At 70.6% G+C, this 18,931-nt stretch carries 14 protein-coding genes; 9 read left to right on the forward strand and 5 right to left on the reverse strand.

The annotated features are described in order from the left end of the window. Nucleotides 1-30: 30 nt before the first annotated feature. Nucleotides 31-642 (forward strand): phosphatase PAP2 family protein, encoded by a 612-nt coding sequence (locus tag J7E91_RS27145; protein ID WP_214909133.1) that lies wholly within the window; start codon nucleotides 31-33, stop codon nucleotides 640-642. Here J7E91_RS27145 and J7E91_RS27150 read toward each other — a convergent pair. Both J7E91_RS27150 and J7E91_RS27155 read right to left on the reverse strand, forming a co-directional pair. Continuing rightward, nucleotides 632-1,321, reverse strand: a complete 690-nt coding sequence (locus J7E91_RS27150; RefSeq protein WP_214909263.1) for a response regulator transcription factor — start codon at nucleotides 1,319-1,321, stop codon at nucleotides 632-634. The two genes, J7E91_RS27145 and J7E91_RS27150, sit on opposite strands and share 11 nt — an antisense overlap. Further along, nucleotides 1,318-2,949, reverse strand: a complete 1,632-nt coding sequence (locus J7E91_RS27155) for a histidine kinase (protein WP_214909136.1) — start codon at nucleotides 2,947-2,949, stop codon at nucleotides 1,318-1,320. The genes J7E91_RS27150 and J7E91_RS27155 overlap by 4 nt, the downstream gene beginning before the upstream one ends. A gap of 111 nt (nucleotides 2,950-3,060) precedes the next feature. Here J7E91_RS27155 and J7E91_RS27160 point away from each other — a divergent pair, with 111 nt between their 5' ends. The 5 genes from J7E91_RS27160 to cseC all read left to right on the forward strand — a co-directional run bounded on the left by J7E91_RS27160 (nucleotide 3,061) and on the right by cseC (nucleotide 7,609). Beyond that, entirely contained in the window at nucleotides 3,061-3,987 is a 927-nt protein-coding gene (locus J7E91_RS27160; protein ID WP_214909138.1) for an A/G-specific adenine glycosylase, read from the forward strand. Nucleotides 3,988-4,156: 169 nt separating this feature from the next. Next, nucleotides 4,157-4,714, forward strand: a complete 558-nt coding sequence (locus tag J7E91_RS27165) for a SigE family RNA polymerase sigma factor (protein ID WP_214909140.1) — start codon at nucleotides 4,157-4,159, stop codon at nucleotides 4,712-4,714. Between the two features lie 41 nt (nucleotides 4,715-4,755). Further along, nucleotides 4,756-5,370: a hypothetical protein gene (locus tag J7E91_RS27170; protein ID WP_214909141.1), complete on the forward strand. Its 615-nt coding sequence runs from the start codon at nucleotides 4,756-4,758 to the stop codon at nucleotides 5,368-5,370. A gap of 48 nt (nucleotides 5,371-5,418) precedes the next feature. Continuing rightward, entirely contained in the window at nucleotides 5,419-6,123 is a 705-nt protein-coding gene (cseB, locus tag J7E91_RS27175; RefSeq protein ID WP_214909142.1) for a two-component system response regulator CseB, read from the forward strand. 184 nt (nucleotides 6,124-6,307) lie between these two features. Further along, nucleotides 6,308-7,609, forward strand: coding sequence for a two-component system sensor histidine kinase CseC (gene cseC / locus J7E91_RS27180; protein WP_214909143.1), 1,302 nt, complete (start codon nucleotides 6,308-6,310; stop codon nucleotides 7,607-7,609). A 135-nt stretch (nucleotides 7,610-7,744) separates the two neighbouring features. Here the strand turns inward: cseC and J7E91_RS27185 are convergent, their stop codons facing one another. Continuing rightward, complete coding sequence (locus J7E91_RS27185) at nucleotides 7,745-9,376, reverse strand: MDR family MFS transporter (RefSeq protein WP_214909265.1); 1,632 nt, start codon at nucleotides 9,374-9,376, stop codon at nucleotides 7,745-7,747. A 165-nt stretch (nucleotides 9,377-9,541) separates the two neighbouring features. On the opposite strand from J7E91_RS27185, the gene J7E91_RS27190 reads away from it, so the two are divergent. Further along, on the forward strand, nucleotides 9,542-10,072 hold the full coding sequence (locus J7E91_RS27190; RefSeq protein WP_214909267.1) for a TetR/AcrR family transcriptional regulator: 531 nt from the start codon (nucleotides 9,542-9,544) through the stop codon (nucleotides 10,070-10,072). Between the two features lie 44 nt (nucleotides 10,073-10,116). Here the strand turns inward: J7E91_RS27190 and J7E91_RS27195 are convergent, their stop codons facing one another. Then, nucleotides 10,117-10,827 (reverse strand): M23 family metallopeptidase, encoded by a 711-nt coding sequence (locus tag J7E91_RS27195; RefSeq protein ID WP_251016326.1) that lies wholly within the window; start codon nucleotides 10,825-10,827, stop codon nucleotides 10,117-10,119. A 419-nt stretch (nucleotides 10,828-11,246) separates the two neighbouring features. On the opposite strand from J7E91_RS27195, the gene J7E91_RS27200 reads away from it, so the two are divergent. Both J7E91_RS27200 and dacB read left to right on the forward strand, forming a co-directional pair. Then, a complete protein-coding gene (locus J7E91_RS27200; RefSeq protein WP_308377248.1) occupies nucleotides 11,247-14,540 on the forward strand; it encodes an NACHT domain-containing protein in 3,294 nt (1,097 codons plus the stop codon). Nucleotides 14,541-14,600: 60 nt separating this feature from the next. Next, nucleotides 14,601-16,208 (forward strand): D-alanyl-D-alanine carboxypeptidase/D-alanyl-D-alanine-endopeptidase, encoded by a 1,608-nt coding sequence (gene dacB / locus J7E91_RS27205; RefSeq protein ID WP_214909144.1) that lies wholly within the window; start codon nucleotides 14,601-14,603, stop codon nucleotides 16,206-16,208. Nucleotides 16,209-16,294: 86 nt separating this feature from the next. Here dacB and J7E91_RS27210 read toward each other — a convergent pair whose 3' ends face one another. Then, nucleotides 16,295-18,823, reverse strand: a complete 2,529-nt coding sequence (locus J7E91_RS27210; RefSeq protein WP_214909270.1) for an ATP-dependent Clp protease ATP-binding subunit — start codon at nucleotides 18,821-18,823, stop codon at nucleotides 16,295-16,297. Nucleotides 18,824-18,931 lie beyond the last annotated feature (108 nt).

The following is an 18,931-nucleotide window of genomic DNA, read 5'->3' on the forward strand; positions in this document are numbered from 1 at the left end:
GCGTGGCCCTGGTCCGTACGGTCCGTGGTCATGGACAGCACAGAGCTCTACCGGGACATCACCGACTTCGCCCACACCACGCCCTCCTGGGTGCGGCACCTCGCCGAGGTCTGGACGGAGGCGGGACTCCTCCTCTTCGGCGTCCTCTTCGCCGTCACGTGGTGGCGGGCACGCGACGGGGACTCGCGCGCCGTCGCCCTGGCCGTACTCGCACCGCTCGTGACCGCCGTGGCCTATGTGGCGAGCGAGCTGCTGAAGAGCGTGGTCGACGAGGAGCGCCCGTGCCGCGCCGTCGCGAACGCGGCGGCCTCGCTCGTACCGTGCCCGCCGACCGGCGACTGGTCGTTCCCCAGCAACCACGCCACGATCGCGGGCGCCGCGGCGGTCGCTCTCGCCGTCGCCTGGCGGCGACTCATAGTCCTCACCGTCCCGATGGCGCTGCTGATGGGCCTTTCGCGGGTCTTCGTCGGCGTCCACTACCCGCGTGACGTCGTGGCCGGACTGCTGCTCGGCGCGGCCGTGACGGCGGTGGGCGTCTGGGCCCTGACGCGCCTCACGCAGGCGCTCGTAGCGAGCATGCGTACGAGCCGGCTCGCCCTCGCGGTCTGGTTCGCCGGGCCGGGCCCCGGCCTCAGGCCGTGACGCCGCCCGCCCCCTCGGCCGGCCCCGCCTCCTCGACCAGTCCCGCCTCGTACGCGACGATCGCCGCCTGGACGCGGTTCCTGACCTCCAGCCGCTCAAGGACCGCGCTCACATACGCCTTGACGGTGCCCTCGACGAGATGCAGCCGCGCCGCGATCTCCGGATTGGAAAGCCCGGCGCCGACCAGCGCGAGCACCTCCCGCTCACGGGGCGTCAGCCGCTCGGTACGGGCGCGGGCGGCGGCGGCGCGGCCCAGCTTCTCGCCGCCGAGCTCCGCGATGACGTGGCGGGCCACCTTGGGCGACAGGAAGGCGGCGCCCTCGGCCACCGCCCGTACGCCCGCGATCAGTTCGTGGGGGTCGCCGGACTTGAGCAGGAAACCGGTGGCGCCGCCGGACAGCGCGCGGGCGATGTAGGCGTCCGCCGAGAACGTCGTCAGGATCGCGACGGCGGTCCCCGGGACAGCCCTGGTCACCTCCTCGCAGGCGGCGAGGCCGTCGAGGCGCGGCATGCGGATGTCGAGCAGGGCGACGTCGGGGCGGTGGGCGCGGACCAGCTCCACCGCCTCGCGGCCGTCGGCGGCCTCCGCGACGACCTCGATCCCCGGGTCGGCAGTGAGGATCGCCCGTACGCCCGCCCGCATCATCGCCTCGTCGTCCGCCAGCACCACACGGATCACCGCACCCATTCCTTCTCCTCTTCCCTGATGTGCTGTTCGGTGGTGCGCAGGGTGGGCACCACCGACTTCGATACGAGACGGCCGTCCAGAAAGCAGACCCTGAAGTGGTCGACGGACACGAAGAGTTCGGGGCTCGCGCGGTAGTAGCGGCAGTCGGCGCCGGGCGGTGGCGGTCCGGGTGCGCGCTCGACGGGCGGATCGGTGACGGCCCGGCCGGGCAGGACCCGCCCGGCCTCGGCCTCGGTGTCGCCGATGCGCAGGCTCGCGTAGTCGGCGGGGGCCAGGGCGGTGTGGGTTCTGGTGTACGCGTACCAGCCGAGGGCGCCCGCGACGAGTACGGCGCCGACGCCCCCGGCGACGGCGAACGACACGACGGCCCGCCGCCGGGCCCGGCGCCGCGCCAGCAGATAGACCTCGGGGGCGCCGTCCTGGGCTGCCGGGGTGTCGGTACGCGGTGGCGTCCCGCCCGGTCCCGGCAGGCGGGCCGTGACGCGGAAGCCGTCGGCGTACGGGCCGGCGGTGAACGTACCGCCGGCCAGGGCGACACCTTCCCTGAGGCCCAGCAGGCCAGAGCCCGTGCCCGGGTGCGCCTTCGCGAACGGGGAGCTTTCCCCGCCCGGTCCCCCGGCGCGCCCGTTGGTGACCGTGACCGTCGTGGAGCCGTCCGGGGCCGGCGCGACCACGACCGTTACCGGTGCTCCGGGCGCGTGCTTCGCCGCGTTCGTCAGAGCCTCCTGGACCACGCGGTACGCCGTGCGCTCCGGCACTCCGGCGCGTACGGGACGTACCTCACCAGGTGACAGCAGGCGTACCGGAAGGCCGGAGCCGGCCGCCCGTGCCACCAGGTCCTCGATCGTCTCGCCCGCCGGAGCGAGCGAGGGCTCGGCGTCGGGCTCCCCTTCGCGCAGTACGCCGATGATCTCCCCGAGCCGGTCTGTCGCGTCGGCCGCCGCGGCCCGCAGTTCACGCGCCGCGTCCCGGTGCGGCGCGGCGAGGCCCGGCGCGACCTGGAGCGCGCCCGCCCGTACGGCGATCAGGCTGAGCTCGTGGCCCAGCGAGTCGTGCATGTCCTGGGCGATCCTGGCCCGTTCCAACAGCCGTGCCCGGTCGGCCACGATCCGCTGCTCGCGCTCCAGCTGCGCGGCCCGGCTCCATCCGGCGGCGACGAGCTCGCGGCGCTGCCGCCAGTGCCGGCCCGCCAGCCACGGGAACACCGCCCCGAACAGCAGCGTCCCCGCCAGGACCAGCCACTCCACGACCGGGTCGGCCCCGCGCACGGCGATCGCCACCGTGCCCGCCGCCGCCACCGCCCCGAAGGCGAGCGGCGCCTCGCGCATCCGGGCCCCGCGGAGTCCCAGGAGCAGACAGAAAAGGGAGAGAGCCGGCCCGTACGAGAGGGTGAAGAGCGAGCGGGACGCGGCCAGGCCGAGCGCCGCGACGAGCAGCACCGCCACCACCGGCCGCGCCCGCCACACCAGCGCGGCCACGGCCAGCACCGCGAGGCCCGCGGCCTCCTGCCACCACGGGCGCGGCTCGTTCAGGCCGATCCGGTCGACGGCGAGCGCGGGCACCGCGAGCGCCGCCCACAGGAGGGCGTCGGTGAGGAGGGAGCGGCGGAGGCACGGCACGGTGACGACGCTACAAGCGGTGGTACGGCGCACGCCCCTGCCGATCGTCAGGTCTGTACGTACCGAGCCTCGCCCGGCCGTGCGCCGAAACGTGTCAGGATCGGTGGTGCCATGACTGCGACAAGTGAAATCACCCCGAGCGCCACGAACGCCACCGCCGCCGCCACCGCCGCCCTCCACACCCCCGTCATCGCGTGGTTCGACGCGAACGCCCGCGACCTGCCCTGGCGCCGCCCCGAGGCCGGTGCCTGGGCCGTGATGGTCAGCGAGTTCATGCTCCAGCAGACGCCGGTCAGCCGTGTGCTCCCGGTGTACGAGCAGTGGATGGAACGCTGGCCGAGCCCCGCCGACCTGGCCGCCGACTCCCCCGGCGAAGCGGTCCGCGCGTGGGGCAGGCTCGGCTATCCGCGCCGCGCGCTGCGGCTGCACGGCGCCGCCGTGGCGATAAGGGACCGGCACAACGGCGACGTACCGAGCGACCACGGCCAGCTCCTGGCGCTGCCCGGCATCGGCGAGTACACCGCCGCGGCCGTCGCCTCCTTCGCGTACGGGCAGCGGCACGCCGTCCTCGACACGAACGTCCGCCGCGTCTTCGCCCGTGCGGTCACCGGCATCCAGTACCCGCCGAACGCCACCACCGCCGCCGAGCGCAGGCTCGCCCGCTCCCTCCTGCCCGAACAGGAGGCGAGGGCGGCCCGCTGGGCCGCCGCGTCGATGGAGCTCGGCGCGCTCGTGTGCACCGCGAAGAGTCCGGACTGCGGGGCCTGTCCGGTCTCGCAGCAGTGCGCGTGGCGGCTGGCGGGCAAGCCCGCGCACGTGGGGCCGCCGCGGCGCGGTCAGACGTACGCCGGTACGGACCGCCAGGTGCGCGGCAAGCTGCTCGCCGTACTGCGGGAAGCGGCCGAGCCGGTTCCGCAGGCAGCGCTCGACGCGGTGTGGCACGAACCGGTGCAGCGGGCGCGGGCGCTGGACGGGCTGGTCGCGGACGGGCTGGTGGAGCCGCTGGAGAACGGCGTCTACCGGCTCCCCGTCGGCTGACCACAGCCGGACCGCGACCCGAACACATCTCCGTTACACAACCGATGGACAGCCGTGCGTCTGCCGAGGGCTGGCCCGCACAGTGCCGTGACAACGCCTCCGTAGCGTCATCGCCGTAAGCAAGCAGGTCACGGGGTCTGTTTGTCAGTGGGACGGAGGCGGTTCTGACATGGCGCACGGCGAGGTGCTCGAATTCGAAGAGTACGTACGCACTCGGCAGGATGCTCTGCTGCGGAGCGCCAGGCGTCTGGTCCCCGACCCGGTGGACGCCCAGGACCTGCTCCAGACCGCTCTGGTGCGTACGTACGGCCGCTGGGACGGCATAGCGGACAAGTCGCTGGCCGACGCCTACCTGCGCCGCGTCATGATCAACACGCGGACCGAGTGGTGGCGGGCCCGCAAGCTCGAAGAGGTGCCCACCGAGCAGCTCCCGGACGCGAGCGTCGAGGACGGCACCGAGCAGCGCGCCGACCGTGCGCTGCTGATGGACATACTGGGCGTACTGGCTCCCAAGCAGCGCAGCGTAGTCGTGCTGCGACACTGGGAGCAGATGAGCACCGAGGAGACGGCCGCGGCCCTGGGCATGTCTGCAGGTACGGTCAAGAGCACGCTGCACCGGGCGCTGGCCCGTCTCCGGCAGGAGCTGGAGAGCCGCGATCTGGACGCGCATGCCCTGGAGCGTGCGGAGCAGGGTGACGAACGGGGGATGGAGCGTTGCGCGGCCTAGGCAGGGGCGGCAGGTTCACAGTGGCGGCGGGTGGCACGGCGGTGGCCGGTGTCGCCGCCGTCGGCCTGTTCGTGGTGGCGTGCAACGCCGGGGGGACGGGCGCGCGGGACGCGGGTCCGGCGCGTACGGACCCGGTGGCCAGGGCGACTCCATCGGCGGGCGAGCCGTCGGCTCCCGCCACCAAGCGGGTGGACCCGGTGGCGCTGCTCCGGGGCGATCCGAAGGTCAGCGACACGGTGAAGCGGGACCTGAAGCCGTGCGTGAAGGACGAGTACCCGGTCGACACGTCGTACGGGAAGCTGACCGGCGGGCCCGCGAATGACGTCGTGGTGAATGTGATGACGTGTGGGGACGCTGTGGGCGTGGGGACGTATGTGTACCGCGAGGACGGGGACGCGTACGAGAATGTCTTCGCCGCCGAGGCCCCCGCGGTCTACGCGGAGATCGACCGCGGCGACCTGGTGCTGACGAAGCCGGTGTACGGGAAAGACGACCCGATGGCGTATCCGTCCGGCGAAGAAGTCATCACGTACCGCTGGGCCGGGAGCAAGTTCACCGTGCACGACCAGGTGCACAACGACTTCAGCCGCGCGGTCGGCGGGGACGGTGACGCGGACGGGTCCGAGCCCGCCACGACCGCCACGCCGGAGAACTGAGAGACCTGACCACCTCAGAGAACCACCTCAGAGAACAGAGAGCAGCGGATGGCCGAGACCCATGTCCTGTTCGTGGAGGACGACGACGTCATCCGCGAGGCAACCCAGCTCGCGCTGGAGCGCGACGGCTTCGTGGTCACCGCCATGCCCGACGGGCTTTCCGGGCTCGACGCCTTCCGCAGCGACCGGCCGGACATCGCGCTGCTCGATGTGATGGTGCCGGGCCTGGACGGTGTGAGCCTGTGCCGGCGCATCAGGGACGAGTCGACGGTGCCGGTGATCATGCTGTCGGCGCGTGCCGACTCGATCGACGTCGTACTGGGCCTGGAGGCGGGGGCCGACGACTATGTGACGAAACCTTTCGACGGGGCGGTGCTCGTGGCACGCATCCGGGCGGTGCTGCGCCGCTTCGGACATGCGGGCGGGCCGGCGGGCGGGACGTACGACGACGGCGCGGCGCCGGGCGGCGGGCTGCTCGTCTTCGGTGACCTGGAGGTCGACACCGAGGGCATGGAGGTCCGCAAGGGCGGTGTGCCGGTCGGCCTGACGCCGACGGAGATGCGGCTGCTGCTGGAGTTCTCCTCCGCGCCGGGCACGGTGCTGTCGCGCGACAAGCTGCTGGAGCGGGTCTGGGACTACGGGTGGGGCGGGGACACGCGGGTCGTGGACGTCCATGTGCAGCGGCTGCGCACCAAGATCGGCCAGGACCGCATCGAGACGGTCCGGGGCTTCGGCTACAAGTTGAAGGCATGACGTCCGAGCCCGTACGGCGGCTCCCGCACTTCGGGGCCCGGGGCCGAGCCGCGCAGCCGCACCGCGCCTGCGCGTGGCCCCGCGCCCACGTCGGCGCCCACGGCCACGTCCCCACGCACGTCCCCGTCCCCACCCCCCTCCCCACCCGCACCCGTGCCCGTACACAGAACGGGGCCCCCGTACCATGCGCCTAGCCCTGCGCACCGGCGTCCGCTGGAAGATCAGCATCGCCATCGCCGCCGTCGGCGCACTCATCGCCGTCGCGCTCAGCCTCGTCGTGCACAACGCCGCCCGCGTGTCGATGCTCGACAACGCCCGCGACGTACAGATCGAGCGCCTGCAGTTCGCCCAACGGTGGTACGAGTCCTCGCGCGAGCCCAGGTTCGGCACCAAGCTCAACGACCCGGCGCTGCCCGAAGAGCTCAAGGCGAGCATGGCGAACGGCCGCCGGGCCACCTACGTGTCGGACCGCCCCAACGGTGTGCCCGACGTATGGGCCGCCGCCCCCCTCGGCAACGGCGACGTCCTGTCGCTGCACACCCCGTTCACCGACCGCAGCGCCGCCATCATGGACGAGGTCGACCGCGCCCTGGTCATCGGCTCGGTCTCGGTCGTCTTCTGCGGCTGCGCGCTCGGCGTGCTGATCGGCGGCCAGCTCTCCCGCCGCCTGCGCAAGGCGGCCGCCGCGGCGGGCAAGGTCGCGCAGGGCAACACCGAGGTGCGGGTACGGGACGCTGTCGGCGGCGTCGTACGCGACGAGACGGACGAGCTCGCGCGCGCCGTCGACGCCATGACCGACGCGCTCCAGGAGCGGCTCGAAGCGGAGCGGCGCGTGACGGCGGACATCGCCCACGAGCTGCGCACTCCGGTCACCGGTCTGCTCACCGCGGCCGAGCTGCTGCCTCCCGGCCGCCCCACCGAGCTCGTACGGGACAGGGCACAGGCGATGCGGACGCTCGTCGAGGACGTACTGGAGGTGGCGCGGCTCGACAGCGCGGCGGAACGGGCCGAGCTCCAGGAGATCGCGCTCGGTGAGTTCGTGAGCCGCCGGGTCGCGCTCCTCCACCCGGACGCGGTGGTCCGCGTGGTGCACGAGTCGTGGGTGAACACCGATCCGCGCCGCCTGGAACGCATCCTCGGCAACCTCCTCGGCAACGCCGCCAAGCACGGCAAGGCGCCCTTCGAGGTGACGGTCGAGGGGCGCGTCGTACGGGTGCGCGACCAGGGGCCGGGATTCCCCGAGGCGCTGCTCAAGGAGGGGCCGAGCCGGTTCCGTACGGGCAGCAGCGACCGGGCGGGCCACGGGCACGGCCTCGGTCTGACCATCGCGTCCGGCCAGGCCCGCGTCCTCGGAGCGCGCCTCACCTTCCGCAACGCGCACCAGGACGGCGGGGCGATCGCGGTGCTGTGGCTGCCGGAACAAGCGCCGACCACGACCGGCAGCCTCCCGGTCGTCCAGCTCCCGGACGTCGGCTCGCGCCACTGACGACGGCCCCCGGCGCGAACGCCGGGGGCCGCGGTGAGACTGCGCCGGGCGGAGTTGAGCCAGGCGGAGTCGAGCCGGGCGGAGTCGAACCGGGCGGAGTCGAACCGGGCCGGCCGCCGGCTCAGGCGGTTCGCGTCACCGTCGCCCGACCGGGCCCGCGGCAACGGCACCCGCACCCGCATCCACACCGCCACCGCCATCGGCACCCGCACCCGCACCCGCACCGGGCGCTGCCTGCGGCCCCGCGCCCCGCAGCGGCACCTCCTTCACGAAGAAGGCCGCCACGAACCCGATCACCGCGATGATCCCCGCCAGCAGGAAAGCCGCCTGCGTACCGGAGGCCACCGCGAACTGATACGCCTCGCGCACCTGCTCCGGCAGCTTCGCCAGGCTCGCCGCGTCGAGCTGCGCCGACTGCTGGGTGGCCGCGGACCCGCCGCGCTCGGCCATCGCGTCCTGCACCCGGCTGGTGAAGAGCGCGCCCATGATCGAGACGCCGAAGGAGCTTCCGAGCGTACGGAAGAGAGTGGTCGACGAGGACGCGACGCCCATGTCCTTCATCTCTACGCTGTTCTGCGCGACGAGCATCGTGATCTGCATCAGGAAGCCCATGCCCGCGCCCAGTACGGCCATGTACACGCCCGAGGTCAGCCGCGAGGTCCCGGTGTCCATCTGGGCGAGCAGCAGCAGCCCGGCGACCATCAGTCCGCCGCCCAGGATGGGGAAGATCTTGTACTTGCCGTTGTTGGTGGTCATCCGGCCCGCGATCAGCGAGACGACCATCATCGCCATCAGCATCGGGAGCAGGAGCAGGCCGGAGTTGGTGGCCGAAGCGCCCTGGACCGACTGCTGGAACAACGGCAGGAAGAGCACCGCGCCGAACATCACGAAGCCGGTCAGGAAGCCGATCACCGACATGAGCGTGAAGTTGCGGTTGCGGAAAATGTGCAGCGGCATGATCGGTTCGGCGGCCCTGGACTCGACGAAGAGGAAACCGACGAGTGCGGCGACACCGACCGCGATGAGCTCCATGATGAGGGCCGAGGTCCAGGCGTACTCCGTACCGGCCCAGGTCGTGACCAGCACGATCGCCGTGATGCCGACCGTCAGCAGCGCCGCGCCGAGGTAGTCGATCCGCGCCTGCGACCGCTCCTTCTTGGGCAGGTGCAGTACGACGGTGACCATCGCCAGCGCGACCGCGCCGAGCGGCAGGTTGATGTAGAAGCTCCAGCGCCAGCCCAGGTGGTCGGTGATGGTGCCGCCGACGAGCGGCCCGCCGATCATGGCGAGCGCCATCACGCCGGCCATCATGCCCTGGTACTTGCCGCGCTCCCGTGGCGGGATCAGGTCGCCGATGATCGCCATGACGCCGACCATGAGACCGCCCGCGCCGAGCCCCTGAAGGGCACGGAAGCCGATCAGCTGGCCCATGTCCTGGGCCATTCCGCTGAACACGGATCCGACGAGGAAGACGACGATGGCGGTGAGGAAGATGCCCTTGCGTCCGTACAGGTCGCCGAGCTTGCCCCAGATCGGCGTGGACGCGGCCGTGGCCAGGGTGTACGACGTAACGACCCAGGACAGGTGCTCCAGGCCGCCGAGCTCGCCCACGATGGTCGGCATGGCGGTGCCGATGATCATGTTGTCGAGCATGGCCAGCAGCATCGCGATCATGAGCGCGAGGAGCACCACGCGCACACTGCGCGGCTGAGCCTCCTTCGCCTGTTTCTTCTCTTCCCCCTGCTTCGCCTTCGCCTGTTGCTTCATCGTGCCCATGATCCCCGCTCCCCGTCCCCAGGCTACTTACTTGCCGACCGGCAAGTTGACTAGACTGGGGAAGGTAGACCCCTCACTAGCCGGGCGTCAAGTAAGTTTTCTTGGGAGAGCAGCGTGTCCAGAGGCAACACTCGTCAGCGCATTCAGGACGTCGCCATGGAGCTCTTCGCCGAGCAGGGCTACGAGAAGACCTCGCTGCGCGAGATCGCCGAGCGGCTCGACGTCACGAAGGCGGCGCTCTACTACCACTTCAAGACCAAGGAAGACATCATCGTCAGTCTCTTCCAGGACCTGACCAGGCCCATGGACGAGCTGATCACCTGGGGGCAGGAGCAGCCGCGCACCCTGGAGACGAAGAAGGAGATCCTGGCCCGCTACAGCCAGGCGCTCGCCGCCGCGGCCCCGCTCTTCCGGTTCATGCACGAGAACCAGGCGACGATGCGCGACCTGAGCATCGGCGAGACCTTCAAGGAGCGCATGCTCGTGCTGCTGGAGCTGGTCAAGGACCCGGACGCGGCGCTGACCGACCAGATCCGCTGCGTCAGCGCGCTCTTCACGATGCACGCGGCGATGTACGTCCTCAGGGACGCCGAAGGCGACCCCGAGGAGAAGCGCGAGGCTGCTCTCGAGGTCGCCATCGATCTGGTGAGCCAGGCACACGGCCAGGCTCCGAGGGTCACACGCTGACGCTGGTGTCAGAGGCGGACGCAAGTGTCAGAGGCTGACGCTGGTCAGACGCTGACGCCCTCCGCGCGGAGGAACGACACCGGGTTGATCGCAGTGCCGTAGTTCGGCGTCGTACGGATCTCGAAGTGCAGGTGCGGGCCGCTGGAGTTTCCGGTGTTGCCGGAGAGGCCGATGCGCTCGCCGGTCTTGACCTTCTGGCCGGGGTACACGTTGACCTTCGACAGGTGCGCGTACTGCGAGTACGTGTTGTTGTCGTGCTTGACGACGATCGCGTTGCCGTACGCCGGGCCGTCGCCGGCGCCGTTCGGGCCCGCCTTCACGACGGTGCCGCCGTGCACGGCGTCGACCGGCGTGCCGGTGGGCACCGCGAAGTCCTGGCCGGAGTGCTTGCTGGCCCACATGCCGCCGCCCTTGCCGTACGTCGCGCTGAGCGAGTACTGCTGGACCGGCTTCATCCAGGAGGAGGCCTTCTTGGCCTGCGCCTTCTTCGCGGCGGCGGTCTTGGCCTTGGCCGCGGCCTTCTTCAGGTCCGCGGCCTTCTTCGCGTCGGCAGCGGCCTTCTTCGCGCTGTCGGCGGCCTTGGCCTGAACCTGGGCCTGCTTCTGGACGGCCGCGGCCGCGGTCCCCTCGGCGGCGAACGCCACGCCCGCCGTGCCGAGCATCATCGACGCGCCGAGCCCGGCGGCCACTACGGCGTTGCGGCGGGTACGGACGGACGAGGAGCGGGCGCGGGAGAACATGTCGAACTTCGTCATACGGGGGGAACCTCCGGGAGTGAGTGAACCCGGCAGACCGCCGGGCTGGCTTCACATTGGTAACCCGCGCTCCCGCCACACCCAAAATGGCTCATCTACTACCAATGACCGTATTAACCGCATCAACTATTCGACTCTTGACGCAATCCGCCGCACTCTGCAGAACCAGTGAAATAAAGCGACTTCACCCGGTTTAACCCCACGCCAGACCGCCCCAAACCACCCATGCGCGCAGGCTCCCGGCGCCACGTCCCCCCTGGGCCGAAGGTCCTCCCGCCCACGGCCCGAAAGTCCCTCCCCCGACGTGCCACAGGGCCACTACTGCGCCTCGTAGAGGCCAAAACGCCTGTGCGCCTTGTCACCGAGACACCCCCCGATACGCTGATCAACTGGACAGCACAGGCCCGGGGGGACGGCACGTGGATCCCGCAGTAATCGGTACGCGACTCGTGTCGAGCGCGGTCGCACCACTGGTGAAGAAGCTCTTCGTGGCACAGAGCCCGGGCGCCGGACTGGTCGACAAACCAGTGCGCCTGGCCGGTTACGTGTCCTTCAGAGGAGAAAAGCGCGCCCTCACCCGCTCCGACCTGCGCAAACTCGCCGCCGAGCTGGTGAAGCAGGCCCTCCGTACGGGAGAGCGACCCTTGCCCGCCGACGAGGAGCAGGCGGTCGTCGACGCCCTCACCACCACGCTGTACGCCCTCGGAGACCTCACCCTCACCGACGTCGAGGCCGTCGACCTGGGCCACATCGCCCTGGCCGCCGAACTGCGCCGCGCGAGCCCCGGCCCGGAACGCCACCTGTCGGCCGACGCGACGTACTTCTACGAGCGCCTCCTGGCCGCCACCTGCCTGCACATCCTCCACTTCTTCACCCAGCGCTCGACCTTCGTCGCGGCGACCCTGGTCGCGCAGAGCCGCCGCCAGGGCGAGCTGATCGCCAAGGTCGACACCCTCATCGCCCGCAGCCCCCTGCCGGGGGCCGAGGACGTGGCCTTCGAACAGCGCTACCTCGCGCACATGGCGAAGAAGCACAGCAAGCTGACGATCTTCGGCATCGACCTGAGCAACTCACCGGGGAAGTGGCCGCTGGACGCGGCGTACCTGAGCCTGGAGGCGACGGCAGCCCCGCACGACGTGGACGACGTCGACGACCTGGCCCAGGTCCTGCGGGACTCGCACGACAGGTACCGCGATCACGGCCGGCTGCTGGCCGGGAGGGTCGACTGGACCCAGGTCCACGGCGGTGGCCAGCCCAGCAAAAGCGCGGCGGTCATCCGCCGGCTCTTCGAGCCCCGCCCCGCCGACCAGGCCCTCGCCGACCACGAACGCGTCCTGCTGCGCGGCGAGGCCGGCTCCGGCAAGACCACGCTCGTCCAGTGGCTGGCGGTCTCCGCGGCCCGCCAGAACCTCGACGACCGTATGGCGTACCTCCACAACCGCGTGCCCTTCGTCCTCCCCCTGCGCACCCTGACCCGCCACGGCGAGCGCCTTCCCGCGCCCAAGGACTTCCTGGCCGCCGTCGGCTCCCCGCTCGCCGGGGAACAGCCCGCCGGCTGGGAGTCCCGCGTACTCACGGCCGGCCGCGGCCTGGTCCTCGTCGACGGCATCGACGAGATCCCGGACACCGAACGGTCCCGCACCCGCGCGTGGCTCACCGACCTGACCGACGCCTACCCCGGCAACCGCTGGCTGGTCACCTCCCGCCCCTCGGCCGTACGGGAGGACTGGCTGGCCGACGAGCTGTTCACCGAACTGACGCTCACCGCCATGCGACCGGCCGACGTGGCGGCGTTCATCAAGCGCTGGCACGCGGCGGCCCGTACGGGCTCGGACGACGAGGACGCGGCCCTGCTGTCGTACGAGCGCCAGCTCCTGGCCGCCGTACGCGCGAAACCCGACCTGGGCCGCCTCGCCACCAACCCCCTGATGTGCGGCCTGATCTGCGCCCTGCACCGCGACCGGCGCGGCTTCCTTCCCCTCGGCCGCAAGGACCTCTACACGGCGGCGCTCTCGATGCTGCTGGTACGCCGCGACCGTGAACGGGACATGGGCGTACCGGAACTGCGCGAAGAGCCGCAGATCCAGCTCCTCCAGCGTCTGGCGTACTGGCTGATCCGCAACGGCCGCACGGAGATGGACCGTTCGCGGGCGGAGAGCATCATCAGCGACGCCCTGCCCTCCGTCCCGGAGCTGGCCGCGCTCGGCGACGCCAAGGCGGTCTTCGACCACTTCCTGCACCGCAGCGGGCTGCTCCGTCAGCCCAGTCCGGGCACGGTCGACTTCATCCACCGCACCTTCCAGGACTTCCTCGGCGCGCGGGCCGCCGTGGACGAGGGCGATTTCGGCGTCCTGGTCGCCCACGCGGCGGACGACCAGTGGGAGGACGTCATCCGCATGTCGGTGGCGCACGCGCGCCCGCGCGAGCGAGCGGAGTTCTTCACGGACCTCATCTCGCACGGCGACGCCCCCGCCAACGCTGCCGTACGCAACCGGGTTCACCTCCTCGCGGCAGCCTGCCTCGAGCACGCCGCCGAACTGTCCCCCGCCGTACGCCAGCAGGTCGAGCACCGCGCGGCGTCCCTGATCCCGCCGCCCCACGCCCAGGCGGCCCGAGACCTCGGGGCTGCCGGGCCGGTGATTCTGGACCTGCTGCCGGGCCCCGATGGCCTGGACACGGGCACGGCGACGTACGTCGTCATCGCGGCCTCACATGTCAGCACGGAGGCGGCAATCCCCTTCCTGACCCGCTTCTGCGATCACCCGTCGATCGGGGTCCGCTCGCAACTCGTGTGGTCGTGGGGCCGTTTCGACACGCAGCAGTACGCCGATGAGGTGATCGCCCGTCTCGATCCGCTCAAGCTGTACTTCACCGCGACATCGGACGAACAGCTGAACGCGCTGCACCGGCTCGGCACCCGGCCGTGGACCGAGGCACGGGGCGATGTCTCGGCGGACGCTCTCCAGGCGTACGCGCTCGGGGCAGCCATGACCCAGGTCAGGATCCGTGACAACGAACGGCTGGCTGACGTGTCCTTCCTCCGCGGCCAGTCCCGGCTCCACGCTGTCGACATCTCCGACTGCCCGCAGCTCAACGACCTCTCCGGACTTGAAGGCCTGCCGCTGGCCTCGCTCCACCTGGAAGCAGCGCCCGGTGCGGACCTCAACCCCCTGTCGTCGCTGAACACGTTGCAAGTCCTTGAGCTGGCAAGCTACGAGCGCGGAATGTCCCTGGAATCATTGCCCGTTCACGCACCGCTGCGAGAGCTGACCCTGACGGGTGTGCGCCGGCTGGTGGGTGGCCTTCGCGGGCTCAGCGGGTTCACCGGGCTGGAAGCGCTCACCCTCGGTGCGGGGAGCAGCCCGCGGAACGCGGCGGACTGGGAGGAGATCGGCGGCCTGCCGAACCTGACGACCCTACAGGTGTACTCCGACACCTCGGCGCCTCGTTCGCTCACCGTGCCGCCCGTCCGGCGGCTCGTCCTGCGCGGGAAGGTCTCGCAGAGCGAGGTCAACAGGAGCGCGGAACGGTTTCCCGGGTGCCGGGAGCTGTACATCGTCGGCCGGGGGGAGGAACTCGACCTCGCGCCCCTGGCGGCACTGCCCGAGCTGACGAGCGTTCACATCTCGGGGGGAACCCGCGCCGTACGCGGTACCGACCAGCTCCCCGGCTCGGTCGCCGTGTCCGTCCTCGGTCCTGCCGTCACCCACTGACCGCGCCCGACTACGCGGCGTCCTTCCCCCCGCCGCCCCCGTCCGGGATGCTCCTTTGCCATGAGTAGACCCGTGATTCGAGCGAAGCGCCCAGCGCGCCGTACCCGCGCCTGGATCTGGCCCCTGGCCGTCGCCCTCGCCTGCACGCTCACGTGGAGTTCACCCGCCACGACCGCCGCAGGCCCCTCCGACACCGGCATCAAGGGCGCCATCGACACGATCCTCACCGACGCCCGCCTCGACGGCGGCGCCGCGAGCGTCGTCGTCGCGGACGCCGCCACCGGCGAGACGCTCTACCAGCGCGACGGCGCCGACCGCCTCATGCCCGCCTCCAACACCAAGCTGCCCACCTCCGCCGCGGCCATGGCTCTCCTCGGCCCCGACTACCGCTACCGTACGGACGCCCTCGCCACCGGCAGCCGCCATGGCCCCGTACTCCGCGGCGACCTGTACCTGCGCGGCACCGGTGACCCCACCACCCTCGCCAAGGACTACGACGAACTCGCCGCCCAGGTCGCCCGGTCCGGCATCAAGCGGATCACCGGCCGGCTGATCGCGGACGACACCCGCTTCGACACCCAGCGCCTCGGCCGCTCCTGGGCCGCCGATGACGAGTCGTCGTACTACTCCGCTCAGATCTCGGCACTCACCGTCGCCCCGGACACCGACTACGACTCCGGCACGGTCATCGTCACGGCCGCCCCCGGAGCCGCACCCGGCGCCGCGCCCAAACTCACCCTCACCCCGCCCACCGACTACGTCGACCTCGATATCCGCGCCACGACCGTCCCCGCCGGCCGGCCGGGCACCCTCACCGTCGAACGCCGGCACGGCTCGAACACGATCAGCGTCACCGGCGACATCCCCGTCGGCGCGAACGCCACCAAGGAGTGGGTCACCGTCTGGGAGCCGACCGGTTACGCCGCCGCTGTGTTCGCCGACGCGCTGGCCGCCCACGGTGTACGCGTCCTGGGCCCCACCCGGCTGAGCCGCCCCACCCCCAAGGACGCCAGGCCCCTCGCCACCCACACCTCCATGCCGCTCAAGGAGCTGATGCGCCCCTTCATGAAGCTGTCCAACAACATGCACGCCGAGGCCCTCACCAAGACCATCGGCTACGAGACGGCGGGCAACGGCACCTGGAGCGCCGGTCTCGCCGGCATCTCCTCGTACCTCAGGAAGGAAGGCGTGGACACGGCCACCCTCCGCCAGGTCGACGGCTCCGGCCTGTCCCGCATGAACAACATCCCGGCCGCCCAGTTCGCCAGGCTGCTCCTCGCCGTACGCACCGCACCCTGGTACGCCGACTGGTACGAGGCGCTCCCCGTCGCCTGCAACCCGGACCGCACGATCGGCGGCACTCTCCGCTCCCGCATGTGCAAGACCCCCGCCGCCCTGAACGCCCGCGCGAAGACCGGCACCCTGACCGGCGCCTCCGGCCTCTCCGGGTACGTCACGGACGCGGGCGGCCGCGAGCTGGTCTTCAGCATCGTCCTCAACAACTACCTGGCCTCCTCGGTGAAGAGCATCGAGGACGCGATCGTGACCACCCTCGCCTCCTCGACCAGGACCAGCACGACCCTCGTACGCCCAGCCACCCGGCGCGCGGCCTCTGCCGCCACCGACACCACCGTCGAATGCTCCTGGCGCAAGCCCGCCTCCTGCTGAAACAGCAGCAGCAGCAAAAAAGGGGTGGCCCCGGAACCATTGGTTCCGGGGCCACCCCTTCGAGCGCTCAAGCGCTCCGCGCGCCGTTACGCGTCCTTCGACAGGTTCGGGCCGGCGCTGCCGCCCGTTGCCTGCTCGATCGGCGGGACGTCGGGCAGAGCCGACTTCTCCTCGCCGCGGAAGGTGAACTTCTTCGCCTCACCCTCGCCCTCGACGTCGACGACCACGATGTGGCCGGGACGCAGCTCGCCGAAGAGGATCTTCTCGGACAGGATGTCCTCGATCTGCCGCTGGATCGTCCGGCGCAGCGGCCGGGCGCCCATGACCGGGTCGTAGCCCTTCTTCGCGAGCAGCGACTTGGCTTCCGAGCTCAGCTCGATGCCCATGTCGCGGTCCTTCAGGCGCTCGTCGACCTTGGCCAGCATGAGGTCGACGATCTGGATGATGTCTTCCTCGGTGAGCTGGTGGAAGACGACCGTGTCGTCCACACGGTTGAGGAACTCGGGCCTGAAGTGCTGCTTGAGCTCTTCGTTGACCTTGATCTTCATCCGCTCGTAGTTCGTCTTGACGTCGCCCTGGGCCGCGAAGCCCAGGTTGAAGCCCTTGGAGATGTCCCGGGTCCCGAGGTTGGTCGTCATGATGATGACCGTGTTCTTGAAGTCCACGACCCGGCCCTGGGAGTCGGTCAGACGACCGTCTTCCAGAATCTGGAGCAGGGAATTGAAGATATCGGGGTGGGCCTTCTCGACCTCGTCGAAGAGAACGACGGAGAACGGCTTACGGCGCACCTTCTCGGTGAGCTGTCCGCCCTCTTCGTATCCCACGTAACCGGGGGGAGAACCGAAGAGACGGGAAACCGTGTGCTTCTCACTGAACTCCGACATGTCGAGGGAGATCAGTGCGTCCTCGTCGCCGAAGAGGAATTCGGCGAGCGTCTTGGAAAGCTCGGTCTTACCGACACCGGACGGGCCGGCGAAGATGAACGAGCCACCGGGGCGCTTCGGGTCCTTCAGACCGGCTCGCGTACGGCGGATCGCCTGCGAGAGGGCCTTGATGGCGTCCTTCTGGCCGATGACGCGCTTGTGCAGCTCGTCCTCCATGCGCAGCAGGCGGGAAGACTCTTCCTCGGTGAGCTTGAAGACCGGGATGCCCGTGGCCGTGGCCAGGACCTCGGCGATCAGTTCCTCGTCCACCTCGGCGACGACGTCCATGTCGCCGGCCTTCCACTCCTTCTCGCGCTTGGCCTTGGCCGCGAGGAGCTGCTTCTCCTTGTCGCGCAGAGAAGCCGCCTTCTCGAAGTCCTGCGAGTCGATCGCGGACTCCTTGTCCCTGCGGACACCGGCGATCTTCTCGTCGAACTCACGGAGGTCCGGCGGTGCGGTCATCCGGCGGATGCGCATCCGGGAACCGGCCTCGTCGATCAGGTCGATCGCCTTGTCCGGCAGGAAGCGGTCCGAGATGTAGCGGTCGGCCAGGGTGGCCGCCGCGACCAGCGCCGAGTCCGTGATGGACACGCGGTGGTGCGCCTCGTAACGGTCGCGCAGGCCCTTGAGGATCTCGATCGTGTGGGGGAGGGAAGGCTCCGCCACCTGGATCGGCTGGAAGCGGCGCTCAAGCGCTGCGTCCTTCTCAAGGTGCTTGCGGTACTCGTCGAGCGTCGTCGCACCGATGGTCTGGAGCTCACCACGAGCGAGCATCGGCTTCAGGATCGAAGCCGCATCGATCGCGCCCTCGGCGGCGCCCGCACCCACCAGGGTGTGGAGCTCGTCGATGAACAGGATGATGTCGCCGCGGGTGCGGATCTCCTTCAGGACCTTCTTCAGGCGCTCCTCGAAGTCACCGCGGTAGCGGGAACCGGCGACGAGCGCGCCGAGGTCGAGGGTGTAGAGGTGCTTGTCCTTGAGGGTCTCGGGCACCTCGCCCTTGACGATGGCCTGGGCCAGTCCCTCGACGACCGCCGTCTTGCCGACGCCGGGCTCGCCGATGAGGACCGGGTTGTTCTTGGTACGACGGGACAGCACCTGCATGACCCGCTCGATCTCCTTCTCGCGCCCGATGACCGGGTCGAGCTTGGATTCGCGGGCGGCCTGCGTCAGGTTGCGGCCGAACTGGTCCAGGACGAGCGAGGTCGAGGGCGTGCCCTCGGCCGGGCCGCCGGCAGCGGCGGTCTCCTTGCCCTGGTAACCGGAGAGCAGCTGGATGACCTGCTGCCGCACCCGGTTCAGGTCGGCGCCCAGCTTCACGAGGACCTGGGCGGCGACGCCCTCGCCCTCGCGGATCAGGCCGAGCAGGATGTGCTCTGTACCGATGTAGTTGTGGCCGAGCTGGAGGGCCTCGCGGAGCGACAGCTCCAGGACCTTCTTGGCACGAGGGGTGAAGGGAATGTGACCGGACGGAGCCTGCTGGCCCTGCCCGATGATCTCCTCCACCTGCTGGCGGACCGCCTCGAGCGAAATCCCGAGGCTCTCCAGGGCCTTAGCGGCGACACCCTCACCCTCGTGGATAAGGCCCAGGAGGATGTGCTCGGTGCCGATGTAGTTGTGGTTGAGCATCCGGGCTTCTTCCTGAGCCAGGACGACAACCCGCCGCGCGCGGTCGGTGAACCTCTCGAACATCGTTAATCGCTCCTCAGAGCGGTCGGTCAGTGAGGGGTCGGTCCCCTCCCAGTCCTTCCGCATGCTAGTCCCGTAGGACGGGACAGCTCATTCCAACTGCCGATATCC

Origin of the sequence: Streptomyces sp. ISL-99 (assembly GCF_018614005.1) — a bacterium.
Lineage (GTDB): Bacteria > Actinomycetota > Actinomycetes > Streptomycetales > Streptomycetaceae > Streptomyces > Streptomyces flavidovirens.

What these genes read in the sequence shown, in the direction of transcription:
- J7E91_RS27190 (WP_214909267.1), top strand. Translation starts at nt 9,542, where the DNA reads ATGGAGCTCTTCGCCGAGCAGGGCTACGAGAAGACCTCGCTGCGCGAG.
- J7E91_RS27195 (WP_251016326.1), bottom strand. Translation starts at nt 10,827, where the DNA reads ATGACGAAGTTCGACATGTTCTCCCGCGCCCGCTCCTCGTCCGTCCGT.
- J7E91_RS27145 (WP_214909133.1), top strand. Translation starts at nt 31, where the DNA reads ATGGACAGCACAGAGCTCTACCGGGACATCACCGACTTCGCCCACACC.
- J7E91_RS27165 (WP_214909140.1), top strand. Translation starts at nt 4,157, where the DNA reads ATGGCGCACGGCGAGGTGCTCGAATTCGAAGAGTACGTACGCACTCGG.
- J7E91_RS27210 (WP_214909270.1), bottom strand. Translation starts at nt 18,823, where the DNA reads ATGTTCGAGAGGTTCACCGACCGCGCGCGGCGGGTTGTCGTCCTGGCT.
- J7E91_RS27160 (WP_214909138.1), top strand. Translation starts at nt 3,061, where the DNA reads ATGACTGCGACAAGTGAAATCACCCCGAGCGCCACGAACGCCACCGCC.
- cseB (WP_214909142.1), top strand. Translation starts at nt 5,419, where the DNA reads ATGGCCGAGACCCATGTCCTGTTCGTGGAGGACGACGACGTCATCCGC.
- cseC (WP_214909143.1), top strand. Translation starts at nt 6,308, where the DNA reads ATGCGCCTAGCCCTGCGCACCGGCGTCCGCTGGAAGATCAGCATCGCC.
- dacB (WP_214909144.1), top strand. Translation starts at nt 14,601, where the DNA reads ATGAGTAGACCCGTGATTCGAGCGAAGCGCCCAGCGCGCCGTACCCGC.
- J7E91_RS27185 (WP_214909265.1), bottom strand. Translation starts at nt 9,376, where the DNA reads ATGAAGCAACAGGCGAAGGCGAAGCAGGGGGAAGAGAAGAAACAGGCG.